At 68.6% G+C, this 25888-nt stretch carries 23 protein-coding genes and 2 tRNA genes; 7 read left to right on the top strand and 18 right to left on the bottom strand.

Annotated features, from left to right (window positions below; genetic code table 11):
- Positions 1-3 precede the first annotated feature (3 nt).
- From TRAD_RS12770 to TRAD_RS12755, 4 genes are all read right to left on the bottom strand, one after another.
- Complete coding sequence (locus tag TRAD_RS12770) at positions 4-1797, bottom strand: hypothetical protein (protein ID WP_013179028.1); 1794 nt, start codon at positions 1795-1797, stop codon at positions 4-6.
- A 175-nt stretch (positions 1798-1972) separates the two neighbouring features.
- Positions 1973-3970, bottom strand: a complete 1998-nt coding sequence (gene tkt, locus TRAD_RS12765; RefSeq protein ID WP_013179027.1) for a transketolase — start codon at positions 3968-3970, stop codon at positions 1973-1975.
- A 95-nt stretch (positions 3971-4065) separates the two neighbouring features.
- Complete coding sequence (locus TRAD_RS12760) at positions 4066-4572, bottom strand: acyl-CoA thioesterase (protein WP_013179026.1); 507 nt, start codon at positions 4570-4572, stop codon at positions 4066-4068.
- An 80-nt stretch (positions 4573-4652) separates the two neighbouring features.
- Positions 4653-5282 carry a hypothetical protein gene (locus TRAD_RS12755; RefSeq protein WP_013179025.1) on the bottom strand — a complete coding sequence of 210 codons (630 nt, stop codon included), beginning with the start codon at positions 5280-5282 and terminating at the stop codon, positions 4653-4655.
- A gap of 230 nt (positions 5283-5512) precedes the next feature.
- Between TRAD_RS12755 and TRAD_RS12750 the strand changes: the two genes are divergently transcribed.
- A complete protein-coding gene (locus TRAD_RS12750; protein WP_041948062.1) occupies positions 5513-6118 on the top strand; it encodes a biotin transporter BioY in 606 nt (201 codons plus the stop codon).
- Between the two features lie 81 nt (positions 6119-6199).
- Here the strand turns inward: TRAD_RS12750 and TRAD_RS12745 are convergent, their stop codons facing one another.
- Both TRAD_RS12745 and ychF read right to left on the bottom strand, forming a co-directional pair.
- Positions 6200-6838 (bottom strand): helix-turn-helix domain-containing protein, encoded by a 639-nt coding sequence (locus tag TRAD_RS12745; protein ID WP_013179023.1) that lies wholly within the window; start codon positions 6836-6838, stop codon positions 6200-6202.
- A 227-nt stretch (positions 6839-7065) separates the two neighbouring features.
- Positions 7066-8151, bottom strand: coding sequence for a redox-regulated ATPase YchF (ychF, locus tag TRAD_RS12740; RefSeq protein ID WP_013179022.1), 1086 nt, complete (start codon positions 8149-8151; stop codon positions 7066-7068).
- Positions 8152-8651: 500 nt separating this feature from the next.
- On the opposite strand from ychF, the gene TRAD_RS12735 reads away from it, so the two are divergent.
- The 4 genes from TRAD_RS12735 to thrC all read left to right on the top strand — a co-directional run bounded on the left by TRAD_RS12735 (position 8652) and on the right by thrC (position 12763).
- Positions 8652-8864 carry a hypothetical protein gene (locus TRAD_RS12735; protein ID WP_013179021.1) on the top strand — a complete coding sequence of 71 codons (213 nt, stop codon included), beginning with the start codon at positions 8652-8654 and terminating at the stop codon, positions 8862-8864.
- A complete protein-coding gene (locus TRAD_RS12730; RefSeq protein ID WP_013179020.1) occupies positions 8857-10308 on the top strand; it encodes a sodium:solute symporter family protein in 1452 nt (483 codons plus the stop codon). Before TRAD_RS12735 ends, TRAD_RS12730 begins: the two co-directional genes overlap by 8 nt.
- 39 nt (positions 10309-10347) lie before the next feature.
- Positions 10348-11370 (top strand): homoserine dehydrogenase, encoded by a 1023-nt coding sequence (locus tag TRAD_RS12725; RefSeq protein ID WP_013179019.1) that lies wholly within the window; start codon positions 10348-10350, stop codon positions 11368-11370.
- Between the two features lie 91 nt (positions 11371-11461).
- The gene (gene thrC, locus TRAD_RS12720) at positions 11462-12763 is read left to right on the top strand and encodes a threonine synthase (protein WP_013179018.1); all 1302 of its coding nucleotides are present in this window, start codon (positions 11462-11464) and stop codon (positions 12761-12763) included.
- Positions 12764-12773: 10 nt separating this feature from the next.
- On the opposite strand, the gene TRAD_RS12715 is transcribed toward thrC, so the two are convergent.
- The 9 genes from TRAD_RS12715 to TRAD_RS12675 form a co-directional block, all read right to left on the bottom strand.
- Entirely contained in the window at positions 12774-14240 is a 1467-nt protein-coding gene (locus tag TRAD_RS12715; protein ID WP_013179017.1) for a potassium/proton antiporter, read from the bottom strand.
- 163 nt (positions 14241-14403) lie between these two features.
- Positions 14404-15252, bottom strand: coding sequence for an MBL fold metallo-hydrolase (locus TRAD_RS12710; protein WP_013179016.1), 849 nt, complete (start codon positions 15250-15252; stop codon positions 14404-14406).
- A complete protein-coding gene (locus TRAD_RS12705) occupies positions 15249-16250 on the bottom strand; it encodes a S41 family peptidase (protein WP_013179015.1) in 1002 nt (333 codons plus the stop codon). Before TRAD_RS12705 ends, TRAD_RS12710 begins: the two co-directional genes overlap by 4 nt.
- Before the next feature lie 48 nt (positions 16251-16298).
- On the bottom strand, positions 16299-17246 hold the full coding sequence (locus tag TRAD_RS12700) for a carbohydrate kinase family protein (protein WP_013179014.1): 948 nt from the start codon (positions 17244-17246) through the stop codon (positions 16299-16301).
- 302 nt (positions 17247-17548) lie between these two features.
- The gene (gene rsmA / locus TRAD_RS12695) at positions 17549-18343 is read right to left on the bottom strand and encodes a 16S rRNA (adenine(1518)-N(6)/adenine(1519)-N(6))-dimethyltransferase RsmA (protein WP_013179013.1); all 795 of its coding nucleotides are present in this window, start codon (positions 18341-18343) and stop codon (positions 17549-17551) included.
- 29 nt (positions 18344-18372) lie between these two features.
- Positions 18373-18870: a CarD family transcriptional regulator gene (locus TRAD_RS15790; protein ID WP_013179012.1), complete on the bottom strand. Its 498-nt coding sequence runs from the start codon at positions 18868-18870 to the stop codon at positions 18373-18375.
- Positions 18871-18925: 55 nt separating this feature from the next.
- A complete protein-coding gene (locus TRAD_RS16130) occupies positions 18926-19534 on the bottom strand; it encodes a hypothetical protein (protein WP_185095172.1) in 609 nt (202 codons plus the stop codon).
- Positions 19535-19794: 260 nt separating this feature from the next.
- Positions 19795-21843: an excinuclease ABC subunit UvrB gene (gene uvrB, locus TRAD_RS12680; protein ID WP_013179010.1), complete on the bottom strand. Its 2049-nt coding sequence runs from the start codon at positions 21841-21843 to the stop codon at positions 19795-19797.
- 81 nt (positions 21844-21924) lie between these two features.
- Positions 21925-22179, bottom strand: coding sequence for a DUF3072 domain-containing protein (locus tag TRAD_RS12675; RefSeq protein ID WP_013179009.1), 255 nt, complete (start codon positions 22177-22179; stop codon positions 21925-21927).
- A gap of 117 nt (positions 22180-22296) precedes the next feature.
- On the opposite strand from TRAD_RS12675, the gene TRAD_RS12670 reads away from it, so the two are divergent.
- Positions 22297-22713, top strand: a complete 417-nt coding sequence (locus tag TRAD_RS12670) for an OsmC family protein (RefSeq protein ID WP_013179008.1) — start codon at positions 22297-22299, stop codon at positions 22711-22713.
- Between the two features lie 76 nt (positions 22714-22789).
- Here TRAD_RS12670 and TRAD_RS12665 read toward each other — a convergent pair whose 3' ends face one another.
- From TRAD_RS12665 to TRAD_RS12655, 3 genes are all read right to left on the bottom strand, one after another.
- A complete protein-coding gene (locus TRAD_RS12665) occupies positions 22790-24664 on the bottom strand; it encodes an ABC transporter ATP-binding protein (protein ID WP_013179007.1) in 1875 nt (624 codons plus the stop codon).
- Positions 24665-24753: 89 nt separating this feature from the next.
- Positions 24754-24829, bottom strand: a tRNA-Gly gene (locus tag TRAD_RS12660).
- 47 nt (positions 24830-24876) lie between these two features.
- Positions 24877-24953: transfer RNA gene (locus TRAD_RS12655), tRNA-Pro, on the bottom strand.
- A gap of 141 nt (positions 24954-25094) precedes the next feature.
- Here TRAD_RS12655 and TRAD_RS16550 point away from each other — a divergent pair.
- The gene (locus TRAD_RS16550) at positions 25095-25874 is read left to right on the top strand and encodes an E3 binding domain-containing protein (RefSeq protein WP_013179006.1); all 780 of its coding nucleotides are present in this window, start codon (positions 25095-25097) and stop codon (positions 25872-25874) included.
- Positions 25875-25888: the final 14 nt, after the last annotated feature.

Raw genomic sequence — 25888 nt, 5'->3', positions numbered from 1 at the left:
TCGCTACTGCCGCCACCGCACCTCGGCTTCGCTAAAGGAGCGGATGGTGCCCTCCGCGCGCTCGCTGTAGCCGGTGCTCGGCCCCAAACGCTCGGCGACAAAGGCGAAAAACGCCTCTAGCGCCTCGCTCGCCTCGTCGACGGCGTCAAAGTCGAGCGTGCCGGCGCCGCCCATGCCCGCGGCGAGCTGCAGTTGGTTGCTGAGCTGCGCGGCTAGGCCCTCGAAGGTGCGCCGTCCGTCGGCGTAGGAGACGGCGGTCGCCCCCTCCGGGACGTCGCCGAGAAGCTCGCTGAGGGGCACCCCCGCGCCCTCGGATTGCGCGGCGAGCGCCCTCTGCATGGCGTCTTCGGAGGTCGCGACGATCGCGTAGCCGCCCGCTACCGCGTAGAGCAGGGTGATGCCGTCGGCGATTTCGTAGCGCGTGACCGTGACCCCCGCGATCTCTTCGGTCTGCGCCTCGCTCGTCCCGACGCCCTGCGGGTTGCTGAAGGCCGCCAGGGTCTGCGAGAGATTGGTGAGGAGCGTGCCCAGGCCGCGTTCGGCGGCGTTCTCGTTGGTCGCCTCGAGCAAGTAGACGCTCTCCCCGAGGAGGTTGTTGCTGGGCACCCCCGGTTGGATCACCTCACCGAAACCGGTGCTCATCGTGACGATTTGCCGCCCCGTCCAGTTGAAGACGGTGTCGCGGAGGTTGACGCCGACGATGGAGAGGAGCAGGCTGTCGAGGTCGCCGCCGAGTTCGGGGACGCTGAGCGCGAGCGCGTTGAGGTAGTCGTACCACCCGCTGAGGTCGCGCGCGCTCACGCTGGCGCTCAGCGCCTCTGGCGGCACCAAGACGTCCGTTTGGGCCGGTGTGTCGTCGCTTAAAAGGGCGTAGAGCTGCGCGTCGCCCCCCGCTTCGTCGAGCACCTGCACGCTCTGCGTTTCGAGCGCCGCCTCCGTTAGCCGTGCGACGCCGCCGACGCGCCCGGCGGTCGCGAGCGCCTCGCTAAGGCGCGTAGCGAGGCGGTCGAAGCCGAGCCCTTGGCTGTAGGGGCCGACCGCTTCGGCGATGCGGGCGTAGTCGAGGTAGCCGTAAAAGGTCCCCGCCTCGAGCGTCCCGAGGGTGCTCTCAAACCCCGCGCTGGCGGCGAAGTTCGGTTCGTCGGCGCCGCTCAGGCGGCGCAGCACCCCGCGCAGCTCGTCGGGGTTGGTGGCGAGCGCGAGCACGTCGTCGGCGAGCGCGTAGGCGAGGACCGGTACCGGGCCGTCGGTGCCCAGCGTGACCTGCGAAAAGGTGTAGCCGCTCTCCTCGAAGGTCTGCACCTCGGCCCCGTTACCGAGCTCGGGGTCGTCGAGAAGCGCGCGCACCTCCTCGGCGCCCTCGGGGGTGAGCCGCGTCAGCAGCACGGCGGCGGGTACGGGGTTGTACGGCGTCGCGGAGAGGCCGATCCACGCCTCTTGCCCGAAGACGTCGAGGGTCGCGAGCGCGCGCAGCCGCTTTTCGGCCTCGTCGAGGTCGGCCTCACCGAAGTCGGCGGAACCCGTCACCTCCCCCCCCGTCATGGCCCCGCCCGTCATGTCGTTAAGGGCCGCCTCACCGCTCGCGCCGAGGGCCACGAGGGCGTCGGCGACGCCTAGGCGCTCAAACGCCGCGCCGAAGTCCTCGAGGTACGCCGAGGCGCCCGCTAGGTCGCGCATCCCGAGGGCGAAAAACGTTTCGGCGGGCAACAGGTCGTCGAGCGCTTGGGCGCTCGCAGCGCCGCCGAAAGCCAGCGCGAACGCCGTTAGGGGGTGGGTCAAACGTCTGCCGAGCGCCATAGAGCCTCCTCGTCTAAACTCCTTAGGTATCTTACAGGCGCGGTGGCTGAGAAATGCTGCACACGCGCGGCGCGAGAGGATCGCGGCGCGTCACAGCGACCTCGGAGGCGACGCGCGGCGTAGGGTGACACGCGAAAGGGCCGGCTCGAGCCGGCCCCCGGAGGGTGCGTGCGCGCTACGGTGCGAGGAGCTTGCGCGCCGTGTCGGCGATGTTGCGGGCGTTAAAGCCGAGCTTGTCCATCACCTCGTCGCCGTCGGCGGACTCGCCGAAACGGTCCAAACCGACCGTGGCGCCATCCAAGCCGACGTACTTGTACCAGCCCAAGGTCGCTCCGGCCTCGACCGAGACGCGCGCGCGGACCGCTTTGGGGAGCACCGACTCGCGGTAGGCCTCGTCTTGCGCCTCGAACAGCTCGAACGACGGAAGGCTGACGACGCGCACCTTGGTGCCTTCTTCCTCCAAAAGCGCCTTGGCCTCTAGGCACTTGTGCACCTCCGAACCGGTGCCGATCAGGATCACGTCCGGCGTCCCCTCACAGTCAGCGAGGACGTACCCACCGCGTTTGACGCTCCCCTTGGGGACGTCGAGGTGCGGCACGTCCTGGCGCGTCAGCGCCAGAGCCACGGGGGACTTGTGGGTCACAGCGAGCGCCCACGCCTGGGCGGTCTCGTTGGCGTCGGCGGGTCGGATCACGGTGAGCTTCGGAATCGCCCGCAGCGCCGTGAGCTGCGACACCGGTTGGTGGGTCGGCCCGTCGCCGCCTAGCCCGATGCTGTCGTGGGTAAAGACGTAGATGACGGGCTGGTCCATGAGCGCCGCGAGGCGCAGGCTGGGGCGCAGGTAGTCCGAAAAGATGAGAAAGGTCGCGACGTAGGGTTTGAGGCCGCCGTGGAGTGAAAGCCCGTTGGCGATCGCCGCCATGCCGTGCTCGCGGACGCCGAAGTGGATGTTGCGGCCCGTGTAGTCGTCTTTGGAGATAAAGGGGATCCCCTCTAGGGTGGTGTTGTTCGATTCGGCGAGGTCGGCCGAGCCGCCGATGAGCTGTGGCAGCTCTTTAGCCAGCAGGTTAAGCACCTTCCCCGAGCTCTTGCGCGTCGCCATCTTTTCACCGACCGGAAAACGCGGCAAGAGCTCCTCGAAGTCGCGCTCGGCCTCGCCTTGCAGCGCCGTTTCAAACCGTTTGGCGAGTTCGGGGTGCGCCGCTTTGTAGCGCCCAAAGAGCTCGCGCCACTCGGCCTCGAGCTGCGCCCCACGGGGGACCGCTTGGCGGTAGTGCGCCAACACGTCCTCGGGTACGGTAAAAGCGGGCCAGTCGATGCCGAGCGCCTCCTTGGCGGCTCTGGCCTCCTCGTCGCCCAAGGGTGAGCCGTGCGCTTTGGGGGTGCCCTGGCGGTTGGGGGCGCCGTAGCCGATAACCGTGCGCACCGCGATCAGGCTGGGGCGGTTTGTCTCGCTTTGCGCGGCGCGAATGGCCGCCTCCAAAGCCTCGAGGTCGTTGCCGTCCGCGACGCGCTGGGTGTGCCAGCCGTAGGCGTCGTAGCGTCCCAGCACGTCCTCGGTAAAAGCGATGTCGGTCTTTCCGTCAATGGTGATCTGGTTGTCGTCGTATAAGACGATGAGTTTGCCTAGACCCCAGTGACCGGCCAGCGAGGAGGCTTCGGCGGAGACCCCCTCCATGAGGTCGCCGTCCGAGGCGATCACATAGGTGTAGTGGTCGATGATGTTAAACCCGGGGCGGTTATAGGTCGCGCCCAGGTGCGCTTCGGCGAGCGCTACCCCGACGGCCGTGCTGATCCCCTGCCCCAGCGGCCCCGTGGTGATCTCGACGCCGGGGGTGACGAAGTGCTCGGGGTGCCCCGGCGTCTTGCTCTTCCACTGCCGGTAGCGTTTAAGCTCCTCCATCGGCAGGTCGTACCCGACTAGGTGCAGGAGGCTGTACTGGAGCATCGAGCCGTGCCCGGCCGACTGGATGTAGACGTCGCGGTTGACCCAGCGGTCGTTGGCGGGGTTGAACTTGAGAAACTTGGTGAAAAGAAGGTACCCCATCGGCGCGGCGCCCATCGGCATCCCGGGGTGACCGGAGCCGGCCGCTTGGGTCGCGTCGATGGTGAGCGCCCGAATGGCGTTGATCGCGCGGACTTCGAGCGACTGTTTGGTAGTGGTCTGTGACACAACGGCCTCCTTTAACCCGTCCCACTTTAAACCGCCCGCGCAGGGCCCATACTGAAGTGGGTTGCATTCGCCCGCATCGCGAACCCCGCTGCCCCCTAAAAGGGCGCTTGCGCCCGCCTTTTGGCGATGCCCTCTCGGATGGTTTTGGCGATCTCCCAGTGGTAGCGCTCGAGCTCCGTCTCGACCCGCAGCTTGGGCACGGGGGTCGGGCGCTTGTCGGGGCCTAGGGCCACGAAGTTCATGTGCCCGACCGTGCAAAGACGCCTTTCGCCGGTGCTGGGGTTTTCGCCGAAGACCTCGCAGCGCACGATCATGCTGGTGCGGCCGGCGTAGGCGACGCGGCTGCGGAGCTCGATGATCTCGCCTAAAAAGATGGGCGCGCGAAAGTCCACGGGTTCGCTCGAGGCCGTCACCGCAGGGAGGCGCGAAAAACGCCAGCAGGCGATCGAGGCGTTGACGTCCATGAGTTCGAGCACGCGCCCCCCGAAAAGCGTGCCCAAAGGGTTGACGTGGTTGGGGAACACCGTGTCGAAGGTGGTGATCCATTCGGAGATGCGCGTCTGCTCTTTGGCCGAAGCGGTGCCCGTCGCAAAGTCGCCCATAGGGCCTAGTATAGGCAGCGAGGCGCCGACCGCGTCCCTCGCTGCCTCAACGCAGCGGGGCTGGCTGCCAGCGCTGCGGGCTAGAGCGCGCTACACTGCCCCTCTTTGCTGCCGCTGACGACGTTGCCCGTGCCCGTGGGGGCGGGGTCGTTGCCCTGGCACTGGAGGTTGCCGTTTACGGTGTTGTCCGTCAAGGTGGCGCCGCCGCTGTTTTGAAACACCTGGAGGTCGCCGTCGACGGTGTTGCCGGTGACGTTGAGCGCTCCGCTGTGGTCTTCAAGCTGGAGGTTGCCCCCGACGCTGTTGCCCTCCAAGGTGACGCCGCTCCCCCCCTCGAGCTGGATGTCGCCGCCGACTTGCGACCCAAAGACGTTCACCTGAGCTGCCCCTTGCCCCTGGAGGTTGCCGTCGACGTCGACGTTGCTCGCGATCAGGCTGGAACCGCTCGCGAGGAGGAGGTTGCCCTCGACCGTGGTGCCGGTGAGCGTGCAGGTCTGCCCGCTAGGCACCTCGAAGTTGTCGCCGATGACCTCGCCCGTAAAGCTGCAGTCGCCGTCCCCGTGGCCGTTGCCCGGCGGGGAGCCGGGTGGGGGGGCGGGAGGGGTACCGTGGGTCGGCGGTTGCGGGGGTTCGGGGGTCGGGCCGCCCGTGCCCTGTGGTCCGCACGCGACGAGGGTGAGTAGAAGTAGCGCCAGGCCAAACCGTCTCATGACACGCCTCCTTGAACAAAGCTCCGTGGCCCTAAGCCTACGCGGGTTACCCCCGAGCGTTGGCGTGGCGGATGACAGACCGAACGGCAAACGACGGCGAGGGGCTAAGCGGCCAGTTCATCACGCTTGGAGGGCCGTGACGGCGCACACCCGCAGCCACGCACCCGCAAGCGCACACCCGTGGTGGCGTCCGGTATACTGCCGGCGTTGCTCTATAGAGTTTGGAGGAGATGATGACCCAGACGCTCACCCCCCCCCTGATCGACGCCCTCGTCCCGGTGCGCCGCGCGGCGCTGCGCGTGCCCCTGCAGCTCGCTCTCGGCGTGCTCCTGATGGCGCTTCTCGCGCAAGTTCGTCTCGAGATCGGCCCCGTGCCCATCACCGGCCAGACGCTCGGCGTCTTGCTCCTCGGGGCGGCCTACGGTCTGCGGCTAGGCGCCCTTACGATGCTCCTCTACCTGCTCGCCGGTGGTTTTGGCGTCGGCGTCTTTGCGGGGGGCGGCAGCGGTTGGTCGCACTTTAGCGGCACCACGGCGGGGTATCTGCTCGCTTTTCCCGTCGCCGCGGCGGTTGTCGGCTACCTCGCGCAGCGCGGCCTAGACCGCCGCGTGTCGAGCGCCGCCCTGGCGATGGCGTTGGGCAACCTGCTCATCTACCTGCCGGGGCTGTGGTGGCTCAGCACCTTCGCCGAGCGCTACGCCCCCGCGGGGACCTCGGCGCTCGCTTGGACGCTCTCGGTGGGGCTCTACCCCTTTATCGCGGGCGACCTCATCAAGCTCGCCTTGGCGGCGGCGCTGTTGCCGCTGGCGTGGCGCCTCCTCGGCTACCGGCGTTAGAGCCCCCGTCGCGAGAGCGGCGCGCCCGCGTGGGCGCGCCGCTCGTTGTTTGGGGTTTGGGGGGCGCAACGCGAAAGGCGCCTACTCGCCCGCGATGCTGCGCAGGAGCTCGAGGTCGATGAGCGCGATCTTGCCGTAACCCGCCTGGATCGCACCTTGGCGGGCGAGCTCGCCGACGACCTTGGTCACGGTTTCACGGACCGACCCGACGGCGGCGGCGAGGTCGTCGTGGGTGATGTGCACGATGCGCTCGCCCTTGGGGCCGCTGGTGGCCAGAGCGCTGTCTTGTAGGTCCAGGAGCTCGGCGGCGATGCGCGCTTTGAGCCGTTTTCCCGAGAGCCTGTAGAGCGACCGGTAAAGGCGTTCAATCGCCTCGACGAGGTGATTGGTGAGGTCGAGGTTCTCCTCGGGGCTCAAGGTGGCGGGGCTCGTGACCTCGACGCTGCTCGGTGTGACCGCCTCCGCGAAGTAGCGGCGCGGCAAGCCGACGAGCGACTCCTCACCGTAGTAGCCACCCGGTTTGACGTAGCGCAGCGTTAGACCGTTGCCCTCATCGTCGACCGTGTGGATGCGAATGAGGCCGTCTTGAACGCGGTAGAGGCTGTCGGGGGCGCCGGGGAAGAGGGTGACTTCACCCGCTTCGTAAGTCACCACGTCGGTGAAGTTGCCCTTTGCGTCGGGGGCGTTGGACACGGTCTGAGAAGGGCGTCTGCCGCTCACGGGGTCCCCTCCTTTCCGCCGGTAGGTGTACTGGGGAACGTCTCAGACATGCTTAACACAAACTATACGGGAGCCTCGCGGGGCAGATAAACGCGTACGTTACGAAAATCACAGGGCGCGCCACAAACCGCTTCGGGCACGCTCGCTGACCCTCCAGCCGCGCGCTGCGCGCCTTTGGCGGTGCGCCCTTCGGGGGGTGAAAGCGCCGGACGGGGCGCCTAGAGGGGTTAGACGTTAAAGAGAAAGTGCATCACGTCGCCGTCGCGCACCACGTACTCTTTGCCTTCGGTGCGCACCCAACCCTTGCTCTTGGCCGCGGCCAGGCTCCCCGCTTCGACGAGCTTGTCCCAAGCGATGACCTCGGCGCGGATAAAGCCGCGTTCGAAGTCGGTGTGGATCTCGCCGGCGGCTTGGGGCGCTCTGCTCCCTTTGGGGACGGTCCAGGCGCGCACCTCTTTTTCGCCCGCGGTCAAAAAGGTGAGCAGCCCCAGGACCTCGTAACCGCTCCGGACGAGACGGTTGAGGCCGGGTTCGCTCAGCCCGTAGCTCTGCAAAAACTCGGCGGCCTCGGCGTCGTCGAGCTCGCTGAGTTCACCCTCGAGCTGCGCGGAGATGACAACGGCCTGCGCCCCCTGCGCGCTAGCGTGTTGCGCGACGGCCTCGGAGAGGGCGTTGCCGCTCGCGGCGTCGGCTTCGGCGACGTTGCAGACGTAGATGACGGGTTTGGCGGTGAGCAAGTTGAAGTCTTTGGGGACCGTAAGGCCGCTTAGACGCGCCGGTACGCCCTCTGCGAGCTTGGTGATCAGGGCGCGCGTGAGCTCGAGCGTCTCGGCGTCCTCTTGGCTCCCCTTGGCGCTGCGCCGCAGCCGCTCAGCGCGCTTTTCAAGGCTCGCGAGGTCGGCCAGCGCCAGCTCGGTCTCGATCGTCTCGATGTCGCTCAAGGGGTCCACGGCGCCCGCGACGTGCACCACGTTGGGGTCGTCGAAGCAGCGGACGACGTGGGCGATCGCCGAGACCTCACGGATGTTGGCGAGAAACTGGTTGCCCAACCCCTCCCCCTGGCTCGCCCCCTTGACGAGGCCCGCGATGTCGACGAACTCGACCGTCGTCGGCACCACGGGGGGGACGCGCTCGCCTTTGGTGTAGAGGTCGCGCAAGGCCGCGAGGCGTTCGTCGGGTACGGCGACGACGCCGACGTTTTTGTCGATGGTAGCAAACGGGTAGTTGGCGGCCAAGGCGCCCGCTTTGGTGATGGCGTTAAAGAGCGTCGACTTGCCGACGTTGGGCAACCCGACGATACCGATTCCTAGCATGAAACTCCTTTAGGGGCCGCGCCCCTTGCCGCTAGGGACGTGAGCGACGAGAGGCCGGCTTGCGTGGGCTCGGCGCAGCTAGCCGAGCGCATCCTTAACAGGATACCGGCTCTTAGACCTGCGGCGCCAACGCCGCGCAAGCGGCTGTGGCAGCGGCGTAACGTGACCAAACGCACCTTTAGCGGGGGGGAGCTCTGTTAGAGTCTGCCTCACACGCGCGTCGTGTCCTCGGTTCGGAGCGCCTGCTCGTTACGCCAGCACCACCTTGTCGGTGCAAGAAAGCAACTGGTGCAAGAAAGCAGGCCGAGGCGTTGCCCAATCGGCCCCGAACCGTTGCACCTTACAACAATGGGAGTCAGCATGTACCCGACAACGTAGGCTTAGAGGCGCAACCCCTAAAAGCAGGTGTGCTCGCTGCACGCTCGTATCTTCCGCGACGAGACGCTGAGGGCGCTGACGCCTCGGTGGTGTCGGGCCTTGTCGGCGTGATGGAGGCTTTTATGCACGACCGCAACCGCCGCTGGCGCGCCGCTACGCCGCTAGCCTATCTCGCGCTCTACGCGCTGTCGTTTGTCGGCGTCACGCGCGCCGAACCGCAGCTCTGGGGGGTCCCCTGGTGGTACCTCTGGGCGAGCGCGTGCGTGCTCGCCCTTGTACCGCTCAACCTCTTTGTCGTGCGGCGCCTCTGGCCGCCGGAGCCGCGCGATGACTGACGCGGCGTTGCAGCTCACGGTCCTCGGCCTCTACCTGCTGGTGTTGGTGGGCATCGGCGCCTACACCTTTGGGCGGAGCGGCCGGGACCCGGTGAGCTACTTTTTAGCCAGCCGCGGGCTCGGCACGCTCGTGTTGGTCTTTACCCTGCTCGCTACGCTGATGAGCGCCTTTACCTTTTTGGGCGTTCCGGCCGACGCCTACACGCACGGGCTCGGCATCTTTTTGGGGGTCGGCGTTACCGACGCGTTTCTCTCGGCGCTCTTTCTGGCTTTCGGCTACCGCTTGTGGCGCGCCGGGAAGCGCTTCGACTTCGTAACCCCCTCGGAGTTTTTCAGCCACCGCTTTCAGAGCCCCTTTTTGGGTCTGCTCTACGCGCTCTGCGCGCTGGGGTTTACCGCGCCCTACATCAGCATTCAGATTATCGGCGGGGGGCGCGCGCTCGAGGTTTTAACCGGCGGCGCGGTCGCCTACTTGCCCGCGGCGGTCATCATGGCGCTCATTATCACGCTCTACGTGCTCGTCGGCGGGATGCGGGCGGTCGCCTGGACGGACACCCTACAAGGCCTCATCATGCTCGCGGGGATGGGGCTCGCCTTCGTGCTGATCGCGCTAAACGCTCCTGGTGAGACCGCGGCGCTGGAGCCGTGGCTGCGCCTCCCCGGGCCGACGGGGCGTTGGAGCGCGCGGGGGCTTGTCGGCTATCAGCTGCTCATCTTTATGGCGGTGCCGCTCTTTCCCCAGATCTTTCAGCGCTTTTTCGCCGCCAAAAACGCCGACGTGTTTAAAAAGATGATGGTCGTGTGGCCCCCCTTGGTCTTAGCGCTGTTTTTCCCGGCGGCGCTTATCGGCGTGTGGGGGCGCGCAGTGTTCCCGGCGCTCGAGCAAGCCGACCAGGTGATGCCGCTGATGCTCAGCACCTTTTTGCCACCGGTGGCGGCGGCGGTGGTGTTAACGGCGGCGATCGCCGCGCTTATGTCGACGGCGGATTCGCAGCTTCTCACCTCGAGCGCGCTCGTCACCCGCGACCTCTACGCCCGTCTGTTGCGCCGCGACCTAACCCCTGATCGGGAGGCCTACGTCGGCCGCGTGACGGTCGTGGTCCTCGCCGTGGCGTCGTTTGCTATCGCGGTCAACCCCCCGGGGGTCATCGTCGAGATCGCGACCTGGAGCTTTCAGGGGAGCGCGATGTTTTTCCCGCTCCTCGTCGCGGGGCTTTACTGGCCGCGCTGCACGACGGCGGGCGCGGTGGCCGGTACGGTGGTCTCCGTGGGGCTCACCCTCGGGTGGCTCACGGGGCTGCTGCCGCTCGCCTGGACCTTCGGGTGGATCCCCGTGGTGCCCGCGGTGGTGCTCGGCGGGGCGGTGCTCGTCGCCGTCAGCCTGCTCACGCAGCCCAACCTCAAGCGTTCGGCGGCCTACGCCGAGCTCTGGGGGGGGCGCTGAGGTGCCGGGCGCAAGCCCCACACGTGATATTCTCCAGCCATGACATGGGGTGCCGTAGGGCAGACGCGGATTGGGCTCCTGGGTGCGGGAACGGTAGGGGGCGCGCTATGCGAGCTCATCGCGGCGCGCCGACTGGGCGTGCAGGTTGCGCACGTGCTGGTGCGCGATCCCGACAAACCGCGCGCAGCGGGCGTTCCGACCGCCGCTCTAACCACCGACCCCGAGGAGGTGCTCGCGGGGAGCGAGGTGATCGTCGAGCTCATGGGGGGTACGGGGCTCGCCGGCGACCTGATGCTGCGGGCGCTCGCGGCGGGCAAGCGGGTGGTGACGGCCAACAAGGCGGTGCTCGCCGAGCGCTGGGACGCCTTTGCGCCCGCTTTGGCGGCGGGTACGCTCTACTTCGAGGCGGCGGTGATGGCCGGGACCCCCGCGGTCGCCCCCCTCGCGGGGGTGCTGCGCGGCTCGCGGCCCCTGGAGCTGCACGCGATTTTAAACGGCACCTGCAACTACATCTTGGGGGAGCTCGAGACGGGCGCCGACTTCGAGACGGCGCTCGCCGAGGCGCAGCGGCTCGGCTACGCCGAGGCCGACCCGAGCTTGGACGTCGACGGCGTCGACGCCGCGCACAAGCTCACCCTCTTGGCGCGGCTCGCGTTCGACCCCGAACTCTCCTGGGAGGCGGTGCGGGCGAACACGCGCGGGATCCGGCACCTCACCCCGGCGGTGATCAAAGAGGCGATGGAGGATGGCGGGCGCATCCGCCTGGTGGGCTCCGTCTACCCCGAGGGGGGCGCCTGGCGCGCCGCCGTGCGCCCCGTCTACCTGCCGCCGTCGCACGCGCTGGCCGGGTCGGCGAGCAACCGCAACGGCCTGCTGTTTCGCGGGGACGCGGTCGGCGAGGTGCTCATCACGGGTGCCGGAGCGGGCGCGGCGCCGACGGCGAGCGCGGTCTTGGCCGACCTCCTCGACGCGCTCGCCGCCCGCCCCGGCCCGAGCCCCTTGCGCGCGGCCGCCCCCCAACCCGACGGCTACGAAGCGCACCCCCTGGGAGAGATCAAGTAGTGCGTGCCCGGGGCGGCAGCCTCCCAGCCGCTTCCGCTGCGCCGCCTCTGGCCTGATGAGCCGTCACCGCAGACCGCTACGAGGAGCCCCGATGCACTTTTACAGCACCCGCGACCCCAACCGCTGCCCCGTTCCCTTCCGGGAGGCGCTGCTCTCGGGCCTCGCCCCCGACGGCGGCCTCTACCTGCCGGAGCGCGTCCCGCGCGCCGAGGCGGCGTGGCGCGAGGCGCAGACCCTTGCGGCGCTCGCGCTGCCGGTGTTGGGGCCGTGGCTAGGGGGCGAACTCGGCGCCGCGCAGCTGCGGGCGGTCGCCGAGGACGCGCTCACCTTCCCGGTGCCCCTGCGAGCGCTCGGGGACGGCGTGTACGTGCTCGAGCTCTTCCACGGCCCCACGCTGTCGTTTAAAGACGTCGGCGCGCGCACCATGGCGCGCCTCATGAACGCCTTTTTGGCCGGTCGGGGGGAGAGGGTCACGATCTTGGTGGCCACCTCGGGGGACACCGGCAGCGCGGTCGCCGACGGGTTCGCGGGGCTAGGGAACCTCCGCGTGGTGCTCCTCTACCCCAAAGGGAAGGTGAGCGCGGTGCAGGAGCGCCAGCTCGTCCACCCCCGCCCCGGCGTGCGCGCCCTTGCCGTCGCGGGTGACTTCGACGACTGCCAGCGCCTGGTCAAGGCGGCGTTCGTCGACCCCGAGCTGCGCGCGCTGGGGCTCTCGTCGGCCAACTCGATCAACCTGGGGCGGCTGCTGCCGCAGATGCTGTACTACTTCTGGGCTGTGCTCTCCCTGGCGTCGCGTTACGGCGAGACCACCCCCCCCGTGTTCTGCGTGCCGAGCGGCAACCTCGGCAACCTCACGGCGGGGGTCTTGGCCGCCGAGATGGGCCTTGGGGTCGGGCGGTTTGTCGCCGCGCACAACGCCAACGACTTTTTCCCCGGCTACTTGCAGCTGCTCTACGACCCGAGCGCCTTTAAAAGGACCGTCGCGACGCTCTCGAACGCCATGGACGTGGGCGCGCCGAGCAACTTCGAGCGGCTCCACGCGCTCCTCGGCGAGGGGGCGCGCGAGCGCATCTGGGGCACCTCGGTCTCGGACGCGGCGACGCTAGAACGGCTGCGCGCGACCTACGAAGCCTACGGGTACGTGGCGTGCCCGCACACGGCGGTCGGGCTCGAGGCGGCCGCGCGCTACCGCGCCGCGTCGGGGGACGAACGGCCGGTGATCGTCCTGGCGACCGCGCACCCGGCGAAGTTCGTGGACACCGTCGAGGGGGCGCTCGGCGTGGCGCTCCCCAAGGTGCCGGCACTGGAGGCGCTGCAGGGGCCGGACGCGCAGGCGCCGGTCATCGCACCGCAGCTTGGGGCGCTGCGGCGCGCGCTCCTCTCACCGTTCTAGCCGCTCGCGGCTAGTCCTCGCGCCCGGCAAAAAACGCCGACACGCTCCCCGACTCGCTGCCCAAGAGCAGGTAGACGTGGTCGCCCGCCCTAAAGACGGTCGAACCGCGCGGTGCGATCAGCGCGCCGTCGCGGTAGATCGCCACCACCACCACCCCCTCGGGTTGCCGGAACTCGGCCAAGCTGTGCCCCACGGCGGGGTGATCGGGTTCCAAAAACACGTCGTAGATGGCGCTGCCGGGGGGGGCGGCGCCGCCCAACTCGAGCCGCAAGGGGGGCGTCGGCGGCTCCTTTTTGGCGAGCCCCAGCGCGCGTGCGATGGGGACGACTGTCCAGCCCTGCAAGGCGGTGCTGATGATCACCACCACGAAGACGATGTTAAAGAGGCTCTGCCCGTTGGGGGCGCGCTCTAAAAGCGGCACCAGCGCCAAGATGATGGGCACCGCCCCCTTGAGGCCCGCCCACGAGAGCAGCGCGAGCTCTTTGCCGCTAAAGTGGTAGTGCCGCGTCACGCGGCGTAGCGGCAGCAGGGTGAGCGCGACGGCGAGCGGGCGGGCGAGAAAGACGAGCGTAAAGGTCATGAGGAGCGCGACCGGCAAGATGCCCGGCAGCTGATCGGGAAACACAAGGAGCCCCAGCAGCACGAACATGAGGATCTGCGCGCCCCACGCGGCGCTGTCCATGAAGTCGCGGATGTTCTGCCGGTGCGACAGGGGCCGGTTGCCGAGCACGAGCCCGACGACGTAGATGGCGAGAAAGCCGTTGCCCCCGAGGAGGTTGGTGCCGGCGTAGGCGAGGAGCGCGCCGGCGAGCGCGAGCACCGGATAGAGCCCGAACGCGTCCATCCGCACGTGGTTAATCAGCCAGGCGAGGGCGCGCGCGAAGGCGTACCCCAAAAGCCCCCCCAGCGTGAGCTGGACGACCACCCCCGCGACGAGCCCGCCGACGCCGACCTGACCGCTCACCAGGGTCGCTGTGAGGGCGAGCGTGAGGTAGATGCCCATGGGGTCGTTGGTTCCCGATTCGGTCTCGAGCACCCCCCGCAAACGCGAGGGCAGCCCGCGCCCCTTGAGCACGCTAAAGACGGCGGCGGCGTCGGTGGGCGCGAGGACGGCGCCGAGGAGCAGCCCCTCGAGGAAGCTCAGCGGGGTGAGCGCCCACGCGACAAGGCCCACGACGAGCATGGTGAGAAAGATCCCTAGCGTGGCGAGCAGCCCGCCGGGGACCAAGGAGGCGCGAAACAGCCGGTAGCGCGTGTCGAGCCCCCCGCTAAACAAGATGATGGCGAGCGCCAGCAGACCCGCGTAGAAGCTGAGCTGGTAGTCGGCGAACTCGAGGCCGCCGGGGCCGCTGCTGCCCGCGAGCATCCCGATGAGCACGAAGAGCACCAACGCGGGGAGGCCGAAGTGCTGCGCGAAGCGGGTGCTGATGATCGCGGCGATGACCAGCACGCTGCCGATGATGATAAAGACGTCCACGTCACCTCGTCGGAAAACTCGCCTAAAAGCCCGTTAAAACGCGCCTTATGGGGCGGGGGCGCTCGGAACCCAGAGCGCCCGCGGCGGCGCGGGCCGATCAGCACGAAGGGGTTGGCTGCTGGGGCGCCCCAAGGTGACTATAACAAAACAAGCGCCCCGGGCGCTAAGGCACCCCTTGAACGCGCGCGTACCGCCCGCCGCGCTCCAGGACGCGCCCTTCGCGCTGCAGCTTGATGAGGTGCGCCTGCAAGGAGCGCTCGGCCATCTCGGCGAGCTCGGGGTGCGCTTCGGGGTGCAGCTCGGGGTAGACCCGCGCGCGCAGCTCGGCGACGAGGAGGGTTTCGGAAGCCAAAGCCGTCAGCACCTGCGCTTCGCGCTCGAGGCGGTGCTGCCGCACCTCGGCGAGGCGGCGCGCCGGGTCGCGCACCAGCTCGCCGTGGCCGGGGGCCAGCAGGCGGCTCGGCAGCGCCGACAACCTCGTAAGCGACGCGAGGTAGGCCGCCACGTCCCCCTCGGGGACGCCCACCCAGGTCGAGCCCCGCGCCGCCAGCAGGTCGCCGACGAGGAGCACCTCCGCCCACGGCAGCCAGAAGGCGAGGTGGCCGGGGGAGTGGCCGGGGGTGTGGAGCGCACGCACGCTCAGCGCGCCGAGCGCGACCGTTTGGGCGTCCCCGAGGGGCTGCGCCCAAGCGGGCAGCCGCCGCTGCTCGAGCGGGTGCACGTAGACGCTCGCCCCGAAGCGCGCCCGAAAGGCCGCTACGCCCACGCAGTGGTCGGGGTGGGTGTGGGTCAGCAAAAGGGCGCTCACGGCCTTCACGCCGAGCCCGGCGAGCAGCTGCGGCAGCTCGGCGAGCACCGCCGGGTCGTCCGAACCGAGGTCGACGAGCAGCCCCTCGCCGCCTGCGGCGATCACGTAGCTGTTGGTGTGGTCGAAGGGGGGGAGCGTGCGGCTCGGCAGCGCGAGGCGCCAGACGTGCGCGGCGACGCGCTCGGGGACGAGCGGAGCGCTCACGGTCCTGCGGCGCCCGCCGCCGCCCCGACGTCCACGCCATAGCTCTCGAGGTACGCCAGCGCCGCCCCCAGGGCACGCTCGGGGGCGACCGCCTCGTCCGGTTCGACGCCGCGCCCCTCCCAGGTCGCCCCCCGGAGCGGCGCGAGCACGCCGGTCGCGATCCACGCCTGCGAGCCGTCGCGCAGGCAAAAGGGGAGCACCGCCTCGACGTTGCCCGCGCTCCGCTCGCCGAACACGCGCGCCCGGCCGCTGCTCTGCAAAGCCCCCGCCATCCCCTCGGCGGCGCTATGGACGTGGCGGTCGATAAGCACGGCGAGCGGCTTTTCGGTCTCGACCGGGCCGAGGGCGGGGTAGGGCAACGGGAGCGTCCAACGGGTCAGGGTGCGCCACAAAAACCCGCTCCGAAACACCCCCGTGGCCTGCATCATCGTGACCAGGCGCCCCCCGGGGTTGCCGCGCAGGTCGAGGACGTAAGCTTTGGCGCCGGCGGCCTCGAGCGTCCGCACCGCGCCGCGCAGGTCGCCCGCGACGCCGGGGCTCGCGAGGTCGGGGAGCGCGAGGTAGCCGACCTCCCCCTCGAGCCGGTAGTGCACCCCCCCGTGGCGCTCCAAAGGGCCTTGCAGCAGCTCGGGGGGGCTGCCAAAGACGCCCAAGCAGGGGAGGTCGCCGTAGCTGCGGCGGATACGCGCGACCTCAGAAGGCGGTACGAACACCGAGTGGTCGTCGCCGAGCTCGGCGTACATGCGCTGCAACACCTCGTAAAAACGCGCCTCGGTGTCGGCGGCGAGCGCGCGCGGCCGGAAGCGCTCGCCCACGGCCTCCCAATCGGTACCGCCGTAGTCGGGGTCCCAGTAGCGCTCGGCGACGAGGCGCCAGGCGGTGTCGAAGCGTTCGGCAAAAGCGGCCTCCGCGGGGGCGCCGAGGGCGGACGCTGCGACGACGAAGAGCAGCGACGCGCCCGCAGCGAGGCGGGCGCGCGTGGTGGGCAAAAAGGGCATGACCTAGTCTAGCGCGGCCCCTTAAGGGGCCGCGCAGCGTGGGTCGGGCTACGCCGGTTCGACGGCGAGCATCTGTTCGGCGTAGCGGTAGAGCGTCGGCGCGTCGATCTCGCAGCTCTGCGCGCCGACGGCGGTGACGTTTAAAGCGCCCGCGACGTTGCCGAGCCGCGCGGCGTAGTGCAGGTCGTAGCCCTCCATCACGCCGTGGGCGAACGCGGCGGTGTAGTAGTCGCCCGCGCCGGTCGACTCGACGACCCCGTCGATCTCGAGCGCCTCGACGAGCTCGGTGAGTTCGGGGGTGATCACCATCGACCCCATCTCGCCGAGCTTGACGAGCACGCGCTGGATGCTCCGTTCGGCGAGCCCTGCGACCGCCGCCGAGATGGAGCTCTCCCCGGTCAGCGCGAAGAGCTCGCGGCGGTTCATCAGCAGGTAGTCGACGTCTTGAATGGTCGCTAGGAGGCGTTCGCGCAGCGCGTCGGCGGCCCCCGAACCCATGTCGATAAAGGTCGTGAGGCGTTCGCGCTTGGCGATCTCGAGGGCGCGCACGGCGTACTCGCGCTGCATCCCACCCACCAGGCTGTAGGCGCTCACCACCAGCGCGTCGCAGCTCGCGACGTGCTCGTCGCGCAGCTTGGAAGCGTCGAGGTGGCGGCTCGCACCCCCGCCCGCGATCATCGTGCGCTGGGTGTCGGGGGTGATAAGGAGCGTGACGCTGCTCGTCTGGTGGGTGGGGTCGGTCTGGATCAGGCTGAGGTCGACGCCGGCGCGCCGCACGTGCTTAAGCGCCAGTTCGGCGAAAGGCCCCTCGCCGACGCGCGCGGCGAGCACGACCTCGTTGCCGAGGCGTGCGAGCGCCGCCGCGATGGTACCGCCCGCCCCCCCCGGCTCGAGCACCGCGCGGCTCGCGGTCACTTCGCCGCCCGGCTCGGGCAGGGCGTTGACGAAGTACATCTGGTCAACGGTCACGTCACCCACCACAAAAAACTTAGTCATTCCCTGGCTCCGTCGATGCCTGCAACACCAGAACCCCTCACGCGCCTCTAAACGCGCACGCAGCGTGGCGCAGCGTTGAAAATAATCTGCAGTATAGCCTATCCGGCCCCGCTTGCATACCGTGCCGATACACGTGCAAGTGTGGCGAAAGGTTCGTCCGGTGACCTAGTGTCACCGAAAAGGCGGACGTTACGCCTCTTTGCTTACAAAAGCGGGGCTTTTAGCCCGGTACCCGGTCATTTCGTCGCTGAAACTTTCGCTGCGGCTCTCGTCAGCGGCGCGCACGCATCCGTTTGCAACCTTTAACCACCTTCGAGCTCCTGCCGGAGCGCCCTGAACTGTTCGACGCTGAGCCGCTCGGCGCGCACCTGCGCCTCGAGCCCGAGCGTCTGGAGCGCGCGCGCCACGCGCTCGGCGGGGTAGCCCGCCATCAGGAGGTTTTTCTTGAGGGTTTTGCGGCGGTGCGCGAAAGCGTGACGCACGAGCCGGAAGAGCGCCGGGTCGGGCGCCCTGCCCGGCGTGAGGTCGAGCCGCACCACGCTGCTCGTGACCTCCGGGGGGGGGCTAAAGGCGCTCGGTTTAACGAGGCGCACGCTGCGCGCCCGCCCGAAGTGGGCGACGACGACGCTAAGAGCGCCGTACGCGGGGGTGCCGGGGGTGGCGCTTAAGCGCTCGGCGACCTCGCGCTGCAGCAGGACCACGACCCGCGCAAAGCGCCCCGACTCGAGGGCGCGCACGAGGATGGGCGTGCCGACGTTGTAGGGCAAGTTGGCGACCATCGCGCTCCCCTCGGGCAAGCAGCTGAGGTCAAACGTCAGCCCGTCACCGTGCACGAGCGTGACGTTGCCGAGGCCGGCGAGCGTCTCCTGCAACACCGGCAGCAGACGCCGGTCGAGTTCGACGCTGATGACCCGCCCCGCGCGCGCGGCGAGCTCGCGGGTGAGCACGCCCAACCCGGGGCCGACCTCGAGCACGGTGCTCTGCGGGCCCAGCTCGGCGGCCGCGACGATGCTCCGCAGCACCCCTTCGTCGACGAGAAAGTTCTGCCCGAACCCCTTGTCGGCGCGCAGGCCGTGGCGCTCCAAAAGCTCGCGCACCCGCCGCGGCGCATAAAGGGGCAGGTCGCTCAGGCGCTCGCCCCTAGCTGTGTGGCGATGGTCTCGTCGATCTGCGCGTGCGCGGCCTCGAGGCTGATGCTCTGCACGACGGCGAGCTCGCTCGCGAGCATCGCTTTGGCGCCCTCTAACATCTCGCGCTCGGTCGCCGCTAAGCCCTTTTCCAGGTCGCGTTGGGCGAGCACCCCGATAAGGCGCGCGAGGGCGTAGGCGTCGCCGCCCGCGAGGATGTCCTGCTCGGCGCGGTGGCGGGGCGGCCACTGGGTCGGCAGCGACAGGTCGGAGTGGGCGATCGCCGCTAGAAGCTCCCCGACTTCGGCCAGAGCGACGGTGTGGCGCAGCCCCACCTCCTCCCCCTTTTTGAGGGGTACGAGCACGTCCATGTCGCCGCGGACAAAGCTGATCTTGAGGTATTCGTGCCGTTCGCCGAGCACCACCCGCGTGGTGATCTCGTCCACCCGGCCCGCCCCCTGGGAGGGATACACCACGTTGTCGCCGACCTTAAACATCACACTTGGGCCTCCGCCTAGAGCCTACCATAGCCCTTAAGCTCTGGAAGACCCTCTAGGGGTGCCTATCGGCGAGCCGCTCGAGTTGGATGGGTAACACCAGTACGGGGTAGGGCTGAATACCGCCCGGTTCTATCTCAACCGTCGGTGAGGGCGGGTTTTTGAGCAGCTCGAGTGGCCGACTCTGCCGATCTAAAACTCGCCACGCCTCGCCCGTACACACGTCCAGCAGAACCGTCCCGGCGAGCCAGTAAGGTGTGCCGAAAGGCGGCAGCGTGACGAGCGTTGCCGCTGCCCCAAGCCGCTCCCGCGCCTGAGGCTCCCCCACGAAGGTCTCCGCGTAGGTCCAGCCGGTTGCGTGAACGTCGGCTTCAGCCGAGACCTCGATGAGGTAGACGCGGTTTTGCAGGCGCGAGCGCAGCGGGAAGAGGTAGCGGTCACTGCAGCTCGTGAGCAGCCGCTCCCAGCTCTCGCGCACCTCGTCCTCGAGCCCTCCCGACTCAGACCAAGCATCGGCTAACGTCGGGTCGTCCTCGCGCATCTCCTTGAAGAGGGTTTCACGCGCTAGCCGGTCCGCTTCCGCGCAACGTGCCAGCTTCTCCCAGTGGCGAGAAAGATCGCCCGGTTGGGGCTTGACGAGGTGCGGCGCGTAGAGCGGGGGCAAGCTTTCATAAAGGTACGCGACCACCCGGCGGCGTAGCCTCAACCACGCCGACCTTGCCTGAGCCACCCCCTTTTCCAGAAGGGTCCGGGGCGTGCGAACCTCGACCAGCACCCCCCACCCCCGCGTCGGCTGTCCCCGCGCCCTGGGCTGCCTCCATCGTTTGCGGAGGGCGCTGAAACATGCATCGCCGGGTAGGGGTAGGCCCTCGAGGAGGGCGTCGGCCTCCTTCCGGGCCTGCTCGAGCGTTTTCACCCCTCAGCTTAGCGCCGCGCCCTGGCCTTGGCCGCCTTTGCCCGCTTCGGCTCTTTGCCCGGCACGCTGACGAGCTGCACCTCTTTGCCCTGCAGCTTGGCCTCTAGCTCGCGGATGCGGTCGCGCACGGCGGCCGCCCGTTCGAAGTCGAGCGCTTCAGAGGCGCGCCACATCTCGACCTCGAGCGCGGCGAGCTCCTGCTTGAGGTCGTCTTGGGCCAGCTCGCGCTCCCACGGGCTCAGCTGCGCGTCGGCCTCGGCCCCCTCCTCGTCGCCGCGGATAACGTCGCGGATCCTTTTCTGCACGCTCGCCGGGGTGATGTTGTGCGCGGCGTTGTAAGCGAGCTGCTTTTCGCGGCGGCGTTCGGTCTCAGAGATGGCGTCTTGCATCGCCTCGGAGACCACGTCGGCGTACAAAAAGACCTCGCCGTTGACGTTGCGCGCGGCGCGCCCGATGGTCTGGATGAGACTTCTCCCGCTCCGCAAAAAGCCGGTCTTGTCGGCGTCTAAGATAGCGACCAAGGAGACCTCGGGGAGGTCGAGGCCCTCACGCAGGAGGTTGATGCCGATAAGCACGTCGAAGTGCCCGAGCCGCAGGTCGCGGATGATGACCTGCCGCTCGACCGCGTCGATGTCCGAGTGCATGTAGCGCACCCGCAGGCCCTGCTGCGCGAAGTACTCGGTGAGGTCTTCGGCCATCTTTTTGGTCAGGGTCGTCACCAGCACCCGCTCGCCCCGCGCTGCGCGCTCGCGGATGGCGAACACCAGGTCGTCGATCTGGCCCCTCGAGGGTTTGACGGTGATCTTGGGGTCGACCAGACCGGTCGGCCGGATGATCTGCTCGGCGACGCGGTCCGAGTGCCGGTACTCCCAGTCGGCGGGGGTAGCCGAGACGAAGATCGCTTGGCCGATGCGCGCGAGAAACTCGTCCTCTTTGAGGGGGCGGTTGTCGAGCGCGGCGGGGAGCCGGAAGCCGTAGTCGACCAGCGTCTGTTTGCGGGCGCGGTCGCCGTTATACATCCCGCGGATCTGCGGCAGCATCACGTGCGACTCGTCTAAAAAGGTGATGAAGTCGTCCGGGAAGTAGTCCAAGAGCGTGTGGGGCGGCTCCCCCGGTTGGCGGCCGTCGAGGTAGCGCGAGTAGTTTTCGATGCCGGAGCAGTAACCGAGGGTTTTAAGCATCTCGAGGTCATAGAGCGTGCGCTCTTTGAGCCGCTGCTTCTCCAAGAGTTTGCCGGCGCGCTCGAAAAACTCGAGCCGCGCCTCTAGGTCGCGCTCGATCTGCGCAATGGCGGGGGCGAGCTGCTCGTAGGGGGTGACGTAGTGCTTGGCGGGGAAGACGGTGGTGGTCTCGAGCTCGGCCAGCTCGGCCCCCGTCACGGGGTCGGTCATCGTCAGGCGGTCGATCTCGTCGCCGAAGAGCTCGATCCTGAGGGGTGCCTCGTCGTAGGCGGCCCAGACCTCGACGACGTCGCCCTTGACCCGAAAGCGCCCGGCGGCGAGCTCGACGTCGTTGCGTTCGTACTGCTGCGTGACGAGCTGCTCCAAGATCTCGTCGCGGTTCCGGCGCATCCCGACGCGCAAGATGAGGTTGAGCTGCTGATAGGTGTCCGGCGAACCGAGGCCGTAGATGGCGGAGACAGACGCCACCACGATGGTGTCGCGCCGCGTCAGGAGGTTGCGGGTCGTGGAGTGGCGCAACCGCTCCAACTCCGCGTTGATGTTGGCGTCTTTTTCGATGAAGAGGTCGCGCGCGGGGACGTACGCTTCGGGCTGGTAGTAGTCGTAGTAGGAGATGAAAAACTCGACCGCCGCGCCGGGGAAGAAGTCGCGGAACTCAGCCGCGAGCTGCGCGGTGAGGATCTTGTTGGGCGCGAGGATCAAGGCGGGTCGCTGCGCCGCCTCGATAATCTTGGCCATGGTGAACGTTTTACCGGTGCCCGTGGCGCCCAGCAGGGTTTGAAAGCGCAGACCGTCCCCCAACCCCTCGACGAGCTCGGCGATCGCTTGGGGCTGGTCGCCTCTAGGGGAGAAGGGGGATTCGACACGTAACGCCATAGGTTCCTATCGTACGTCGCAAGCGTCGATAGCGGTGTCGGGCAGCTGCGCCCGACACCGCCTAGAACGTCCTCTTGGCAGCTACCGCTCGCTTTGGTGCGGCGCGCGCTGGCCCCGCCCGGTCTTGGCCTGCAGCGCCTCGATAAGTTCGGACGCCTGCGCTTTGGTGAGCCCCTCGGGCACCCTTTCGCCGGCGGCCTCGGCGAGCGTGTGGAGGTAGGAGCGCTGCGCGCCCGTCGCGGGTTCGTCACCCGTCACCCACTCGCTGGGGTCTTTGATGGTGTTGTCGAGCGCGTCGCTTTGGGGTTCGTCTTGGCGTTTAGGGTTGTCGCTCATGGGGGGAGAATACCTTAAAAATTAAGGCATACGTGTAGCACCCCTCACGAACGGCCGCTAAACTTACAGTGCGCTTTACGGGGCCCCCGCTAAGCTGCGGGGGAAAAGGAGGAGACGGTGGCACTCGTTCGTTCTGCAAACGCAGTCTGGCAAGGCGACCTCAAAGGGGGCCAAGGGACGCTCACGCTCCCGAAAGGCGGCTACGAGGGGCGGTACTCGTACACCTCGCGCTTCGAGGAGGGGACCGGGACCAACCCCGAAGAGCTGATCGCAGCGGCGCACGCGGGCTGCTTTTCGATGGCGCTCGCGAACATGCTCGCAGAAGCGGGGCACACCCCCGAGAGCATCGCCACGACGGCCAAGGTCGAGATGCAGGGGCTCAAGATCACCAAGATCACGCTGCACACCGAGGGCCGCGTGCCCGGGCTCGACGAAGCGCGCTTTTTGGAGCACGCGGAGAACGCCAAGCAACACTGCCCGGTGTCGCAAGCTTTGGCCGCAGTGGAGATCCAGCTCGAGGCCAAGCTCGCCTAGAACGTCTAGGCCCCTACCGCTGACCACCAGAGGCCCCCCGGGGGCCTTTGGCCTTTCGCGTGGGGTTGGCAAGACCCTAGCGCGCCGGTGTCCGCTCCCGAAACTGCTTGTGGTAGAGCTCCGCGTAGAGCCCCCCCTGGGCCAAGAGCACCTCGTGCGTCCCCTCTTGCACGATGCGCCCTTCGTCCAGGACGAAGATGCGGTCGGCGTTGCGGATGGTCGAGAGGCGGTGCGCGATGACGAACACCGTGCGCCCCCGCATCAGGACCTCTAGAGCTTGCTGCACGAGCGCCTCGGACTCCGCGTCGAGCGAGCTCGTCGCCTCGTCGAGTACCAAGATCCTGGGACCCTTGAGGAGGGCGCGGGCGATGGCGACGCGTTGGCGCTGCCCCCCGGAGAGCTTGACGCCGCGTTCGCCGACCACCGTGTCGTAGCCGTCGGGGAAACTCACGATAAAATCGTGCGCGTTGGCTGAGCGCGCCGCCGCTTCGACCTCGTCGTCGCTGGCCGTGGGGCGGCCGTAGCGGATGTTCTCGCGCACGGTGCCCGAGAAGAGCTGCGTCTCCTGCGGTACCAGGCCGATCTGGGCGCGCAAGGAGCGCTCGTCAAAAGCGCGTAGGTCGGTGCCGTCGAGGGTGATGCGGCCCTCGGTCGGGTCGTAAAAACGCGGGATAAGGCTCACCAGCGTGCTCTTGCCGGCGCCCGAAGGGCCGACGAGGGCGACCACCTCACCGGGTTGCACGACGAACGAGAGGTCGCGCAGCACCACCGTCTCTCCCCGCCGGTCGGAGGAGGTGGGGCTAGCCCCCAGGCCGGGCGCGCCGTGAGCGGCGCCGTAGCAAAACGACACCCCTTCGAACGCGACGCGCCCTTTGACCCACACGAGCGGCCGCGGCACCTGCGGGGCGGGGAGGTCGCTGCGTTCGTCGAGAAGTTCGAAGATGCGCCGCGACGCGCCGAGCGCCTCTTGAAACTGGCTGTAGAGCCCCGTCAGGGCGCCCACGGCCCCCGCCACAAAGAGGGTATAGAGGAGAAACTGCACCAGCGCGCCGGGGCTCAGCGCGCCCGCGACCACCAGCCGCCCCCCCATCCAGAGCACCACGCCGATCGCGCTAAACATGGCGAACAAGATGCCCGCGAAAAAGGCCGCCCGAAAGGCCGCGCGCCGCAGCGCCACCCGGTAGGCGCGGCCGATGCGCTCGCTGTAACGCTCGGCCTCGAGCTCCTCGGCGGTAAAGGCTTTGACGACCCGCATCCCGACGAGCGCCTCCTCGGCCCCCGCGTTGGCCTCGGCGACGAGGTCTTGAAACGCGGTGCTGATGCGCCGCAGCTTGCCGCCGAAGAGGCGCGCCCCTAGCACCACCACGGGGACGACGGCGAGCATGAGCAAGGTGAGCTGCAAGTTGGTGACGAAAAGCAGCACGACGCTGCCGACAAGGAGCGCGACCTGGTTGACGAGCTGCGCGAGCGCCTGCGACACCGCGCCCTGCACGACGGCGGCGTCGGAGGTGAGCCGCGAGGTGATCTCGCCGACTTTGCGCGTCTCGAAAAAGCGCACCGAGAGCCCCAAGAGGTGGCGGTAGAGCGCCTTGCGCAGGTCGGCCACGACCCCCTCGCCGACCTGCGCGATCATGTAGGTGCGCAGAAAGTTAAACCCCGCCTGCACCAAAAAGAGCCCCACGAGGGCGAGCACGATGAGGTTGAGGCTGACCGCGGAGCCCTCTAGCGACGCTACGAAGGTGTCGAAAAAGCGCCGCACGATCTGCGGCACCGCGAGCGTCAGGGCGCTCGAGACCATCACGGCCAAGATGCCGAGCGCGAGCTGTTTGCGGTAGGGGCGGGTAAAGGCGAAAAGCCGCCGGAGCTGCGCCGCGTCGCTCAAGGTAGCACTGCGCGCGGACCGTTTGGAGGGAGGCGGCGCCACCGACGAGCGCCGCAGATAGCGTGACATGCCCCAAGTCTACCCCCGAGGGCTCGCGGGGGGCGTTTTGCTCGGCTATCACGAAGGGGCCGGCTGAACGTTCAGCCGGCCCCTCTCTCTGGAGCGGGAGACGAGATTCGAACTCGCGACATTCAGCTTGGAAGGCTGACGCTCTACCAACTGAGCTACTCCCGCGTCTTAGGGGCACTGTCCCCAACAACGGGGGATAACACCCCTCACCTTGGTCGGGGCGGCAAGATTCGAACTTACGACCCCCTGGTCCCAAACCAGGTGCGCTACCAGACTGCGCTACGCCCCGACGGCAGCAGCCCAGAGTATACCGCACGGGAGCGCTGCGGAACAAGGTGTGAGCGCCTCTACTGGTCGGCGCGCGGTGGGGCAGGGCGGCTGTGCGGTTTTAGATAGCAGCGGCCCCGGGGGCGTAGCCATAGTAAAACGCATGTCAGCACCGCCCATTGGGTCCCTCGCTCGGCGCTTAGCCGAAGAGAACAACGTCGACTGGCGCCGTCTTAAGGGGAGCGGCGACGGGGGCTGCGTTTTGGAGCGCGACGTGCTCGCCTACCTGGCGCAGGTGATGCGGGGGGAGGCGCCTGTCGACCCGACCCCCGAACCGCTGCCGGAGGGGCTTTCGGCGTGGCCCGAGGAGCTAGCGGGGGGTGCGCCGGAGGCGAGCCCGTGGCGGCTCGACGCTGCGCCCGATGACGACGCGGTGGAGGTGCAGGAGCCGCCCCCGCAAGCCTTGGTCTTCGACCTTGCGCCGCCACCAGCAGCCGCGCCCCCCGAAGCGAACCCCGTTTGGGGCAAGGGGGCGGCAGGGGTCGACGCGGACGCGCTGCACGCCGCTTGCGAGGAGGTCGTGGTGCTACGGGCGCGCGTCGCGCAGCTCGAGGAGGAGCGGCAGCGGCACATAGAGGAGCTGCACCAGCTCGCCCGGCTGCAAGAGACCATCGACGCGCAGCGGGCGGAGCAGGGGCGCTTCGAGGCGCTCCAGCGCGAGGTGCAGCGGCTCGGGGCGGCGCTCGCGCAGGCGCAGGGGGAGGCCGCGCGGGCGCGTGAGCTCGAGGCGGCCCTGCAAGAGCGCGAGGCGCGCCTCGAGCGCGCGCGCCGCTTTAAAGCCAAGGCCAGAGCGGAGGTCGAGCGGCTCTTGGAGACCGTCGCGCAGCTCGAAGGGGAGCTCGCGGCGCTCAAGACGCGCCCCCGCTGGAAGTTCTGGGGCTGAGGCCCGCAGCGGGC

Source organism: Truepera radiovictrix DSM 17093 (assembly GCF_000092425.1).
Classification (GTDB): domain Bacteria; phylum Deinococcota; class Deinococci; order Deinococcales; family Trueperaceae; genus Truepera; species Truepera radiovictrix.
The sequence above is the reverse complement of the archived record's forward strand: the minus strand, read 5'-3'. Positions and strand labels throughout refer to the sequence as shown.

Coding starts and splice junctions, on each gene's coding strand:
- TRAD_RS12750 (WP_041948062.1), top strand. CDS start 5,513: ATGATGACCCAGACGCTCACCCCCCCCCTGATCGACGCCCTCGTCCCG.
- TRAD_RS16550 (WP_013179006.1), top strand. CDS start 25,095: ATGTCAGCACCGCCCATTGGGTCCCTCGCTCGGCGCTTAGCCGAAGAG.
- TRAD_RS15790 (WP_013179012.1), bottom strand. CDS start 18,870: ATGTTTAAGGTCGGCGACAACGTGGTGTATCCCTCCCAGGGGGCGGGC.
- TRAD_RS12700 (WP_013179014.1), bottom strand. CDS start 17,246: ATGACTAAGTTTTTTGTGGTGGGTGACGTGACCGTTGACCAGATGTAC.
- uvrB (WP_013179010.1), bottom strand. CDS start 21,843: ATGGCGTTACGTGTCGAATCCCCCTTCTCCCCTAGAGGCGACCAGCCC.
- TRAD_RS12755 (WP_013179025.1), bottom strand. CDS start 5,282: ATGAGACGGTTTGGCCTGGCGCTACTTCTACTCACCCTCGTCGCGTGC.
- TRAD_RS12665 (WP_013179007.1), bottom strand. CDS start 24,664: ATGTCACGCTATCTGCGGCGCTCGTCGGTGGCGCCGCCTCCCTCCAAA.
- ychF (WP_013179022.1), bottom strand. CDS start 8,151: ATGCTAGGAATCGGTATCGTCGGGTTGCCCAACGTCGGCAAGTCGACG.
- thrC (WP_013179018.1), top strand. CDS start 11,462: ATGCACTTTTACAGCACCCGCGACCCCAACCGCTGCCCCGTTCCCTTC.
- TRAD_RS12770 (WP_013179028.1), bottom strand. CDS start 1,797: ATGGCGCTCGGCAGACGTTTGACCCACCCCCTAACGGCGTTCGCGCTG.
- TRAD_RS12735 (WP_013179021.1), top strand. CDS start 8,652: ATGCACGACCGCAACCGCCGCTGGCGCGCCGCTACGCCGCTAGCCTAT.
- TRAD_RS12675 (WP_013179009.1), bottom strand. CDS start 22,179: ATGAGCGACAACCCTAAACGCCAAGACGAACCCCAAAGCGACGCGCTC.
- TRAD_RS12705 (WP_013179015.1), bottom strand. CDS start 16,250: ATGCCCTTTTTGCCCACCACGCGCGCCCGCCTCGCTGCGGGCGCGTCG.
- TRAD_RS12725 (WP_013179019.1), top strand. CDS start 10,348: ATGACATGGGGTGCCGTAGGGCAGACGCGGATTGGGCTCCTGGGTGCG.
- TRAD_RS12760 (WP_013179026.1), bottom strand. CDS start 4,572: ATGGGCGACTTTGCGACGGGCACCGCTTCGGCCAAAGAGCAGACGCGC.
- TRAD_RS12730 (WP_013179020.1), top strand. CDS start 8,857: ATGACTGACGCGGCGTTGCAGCTCACGGTCCTCGGCCTCTACCTGCTG.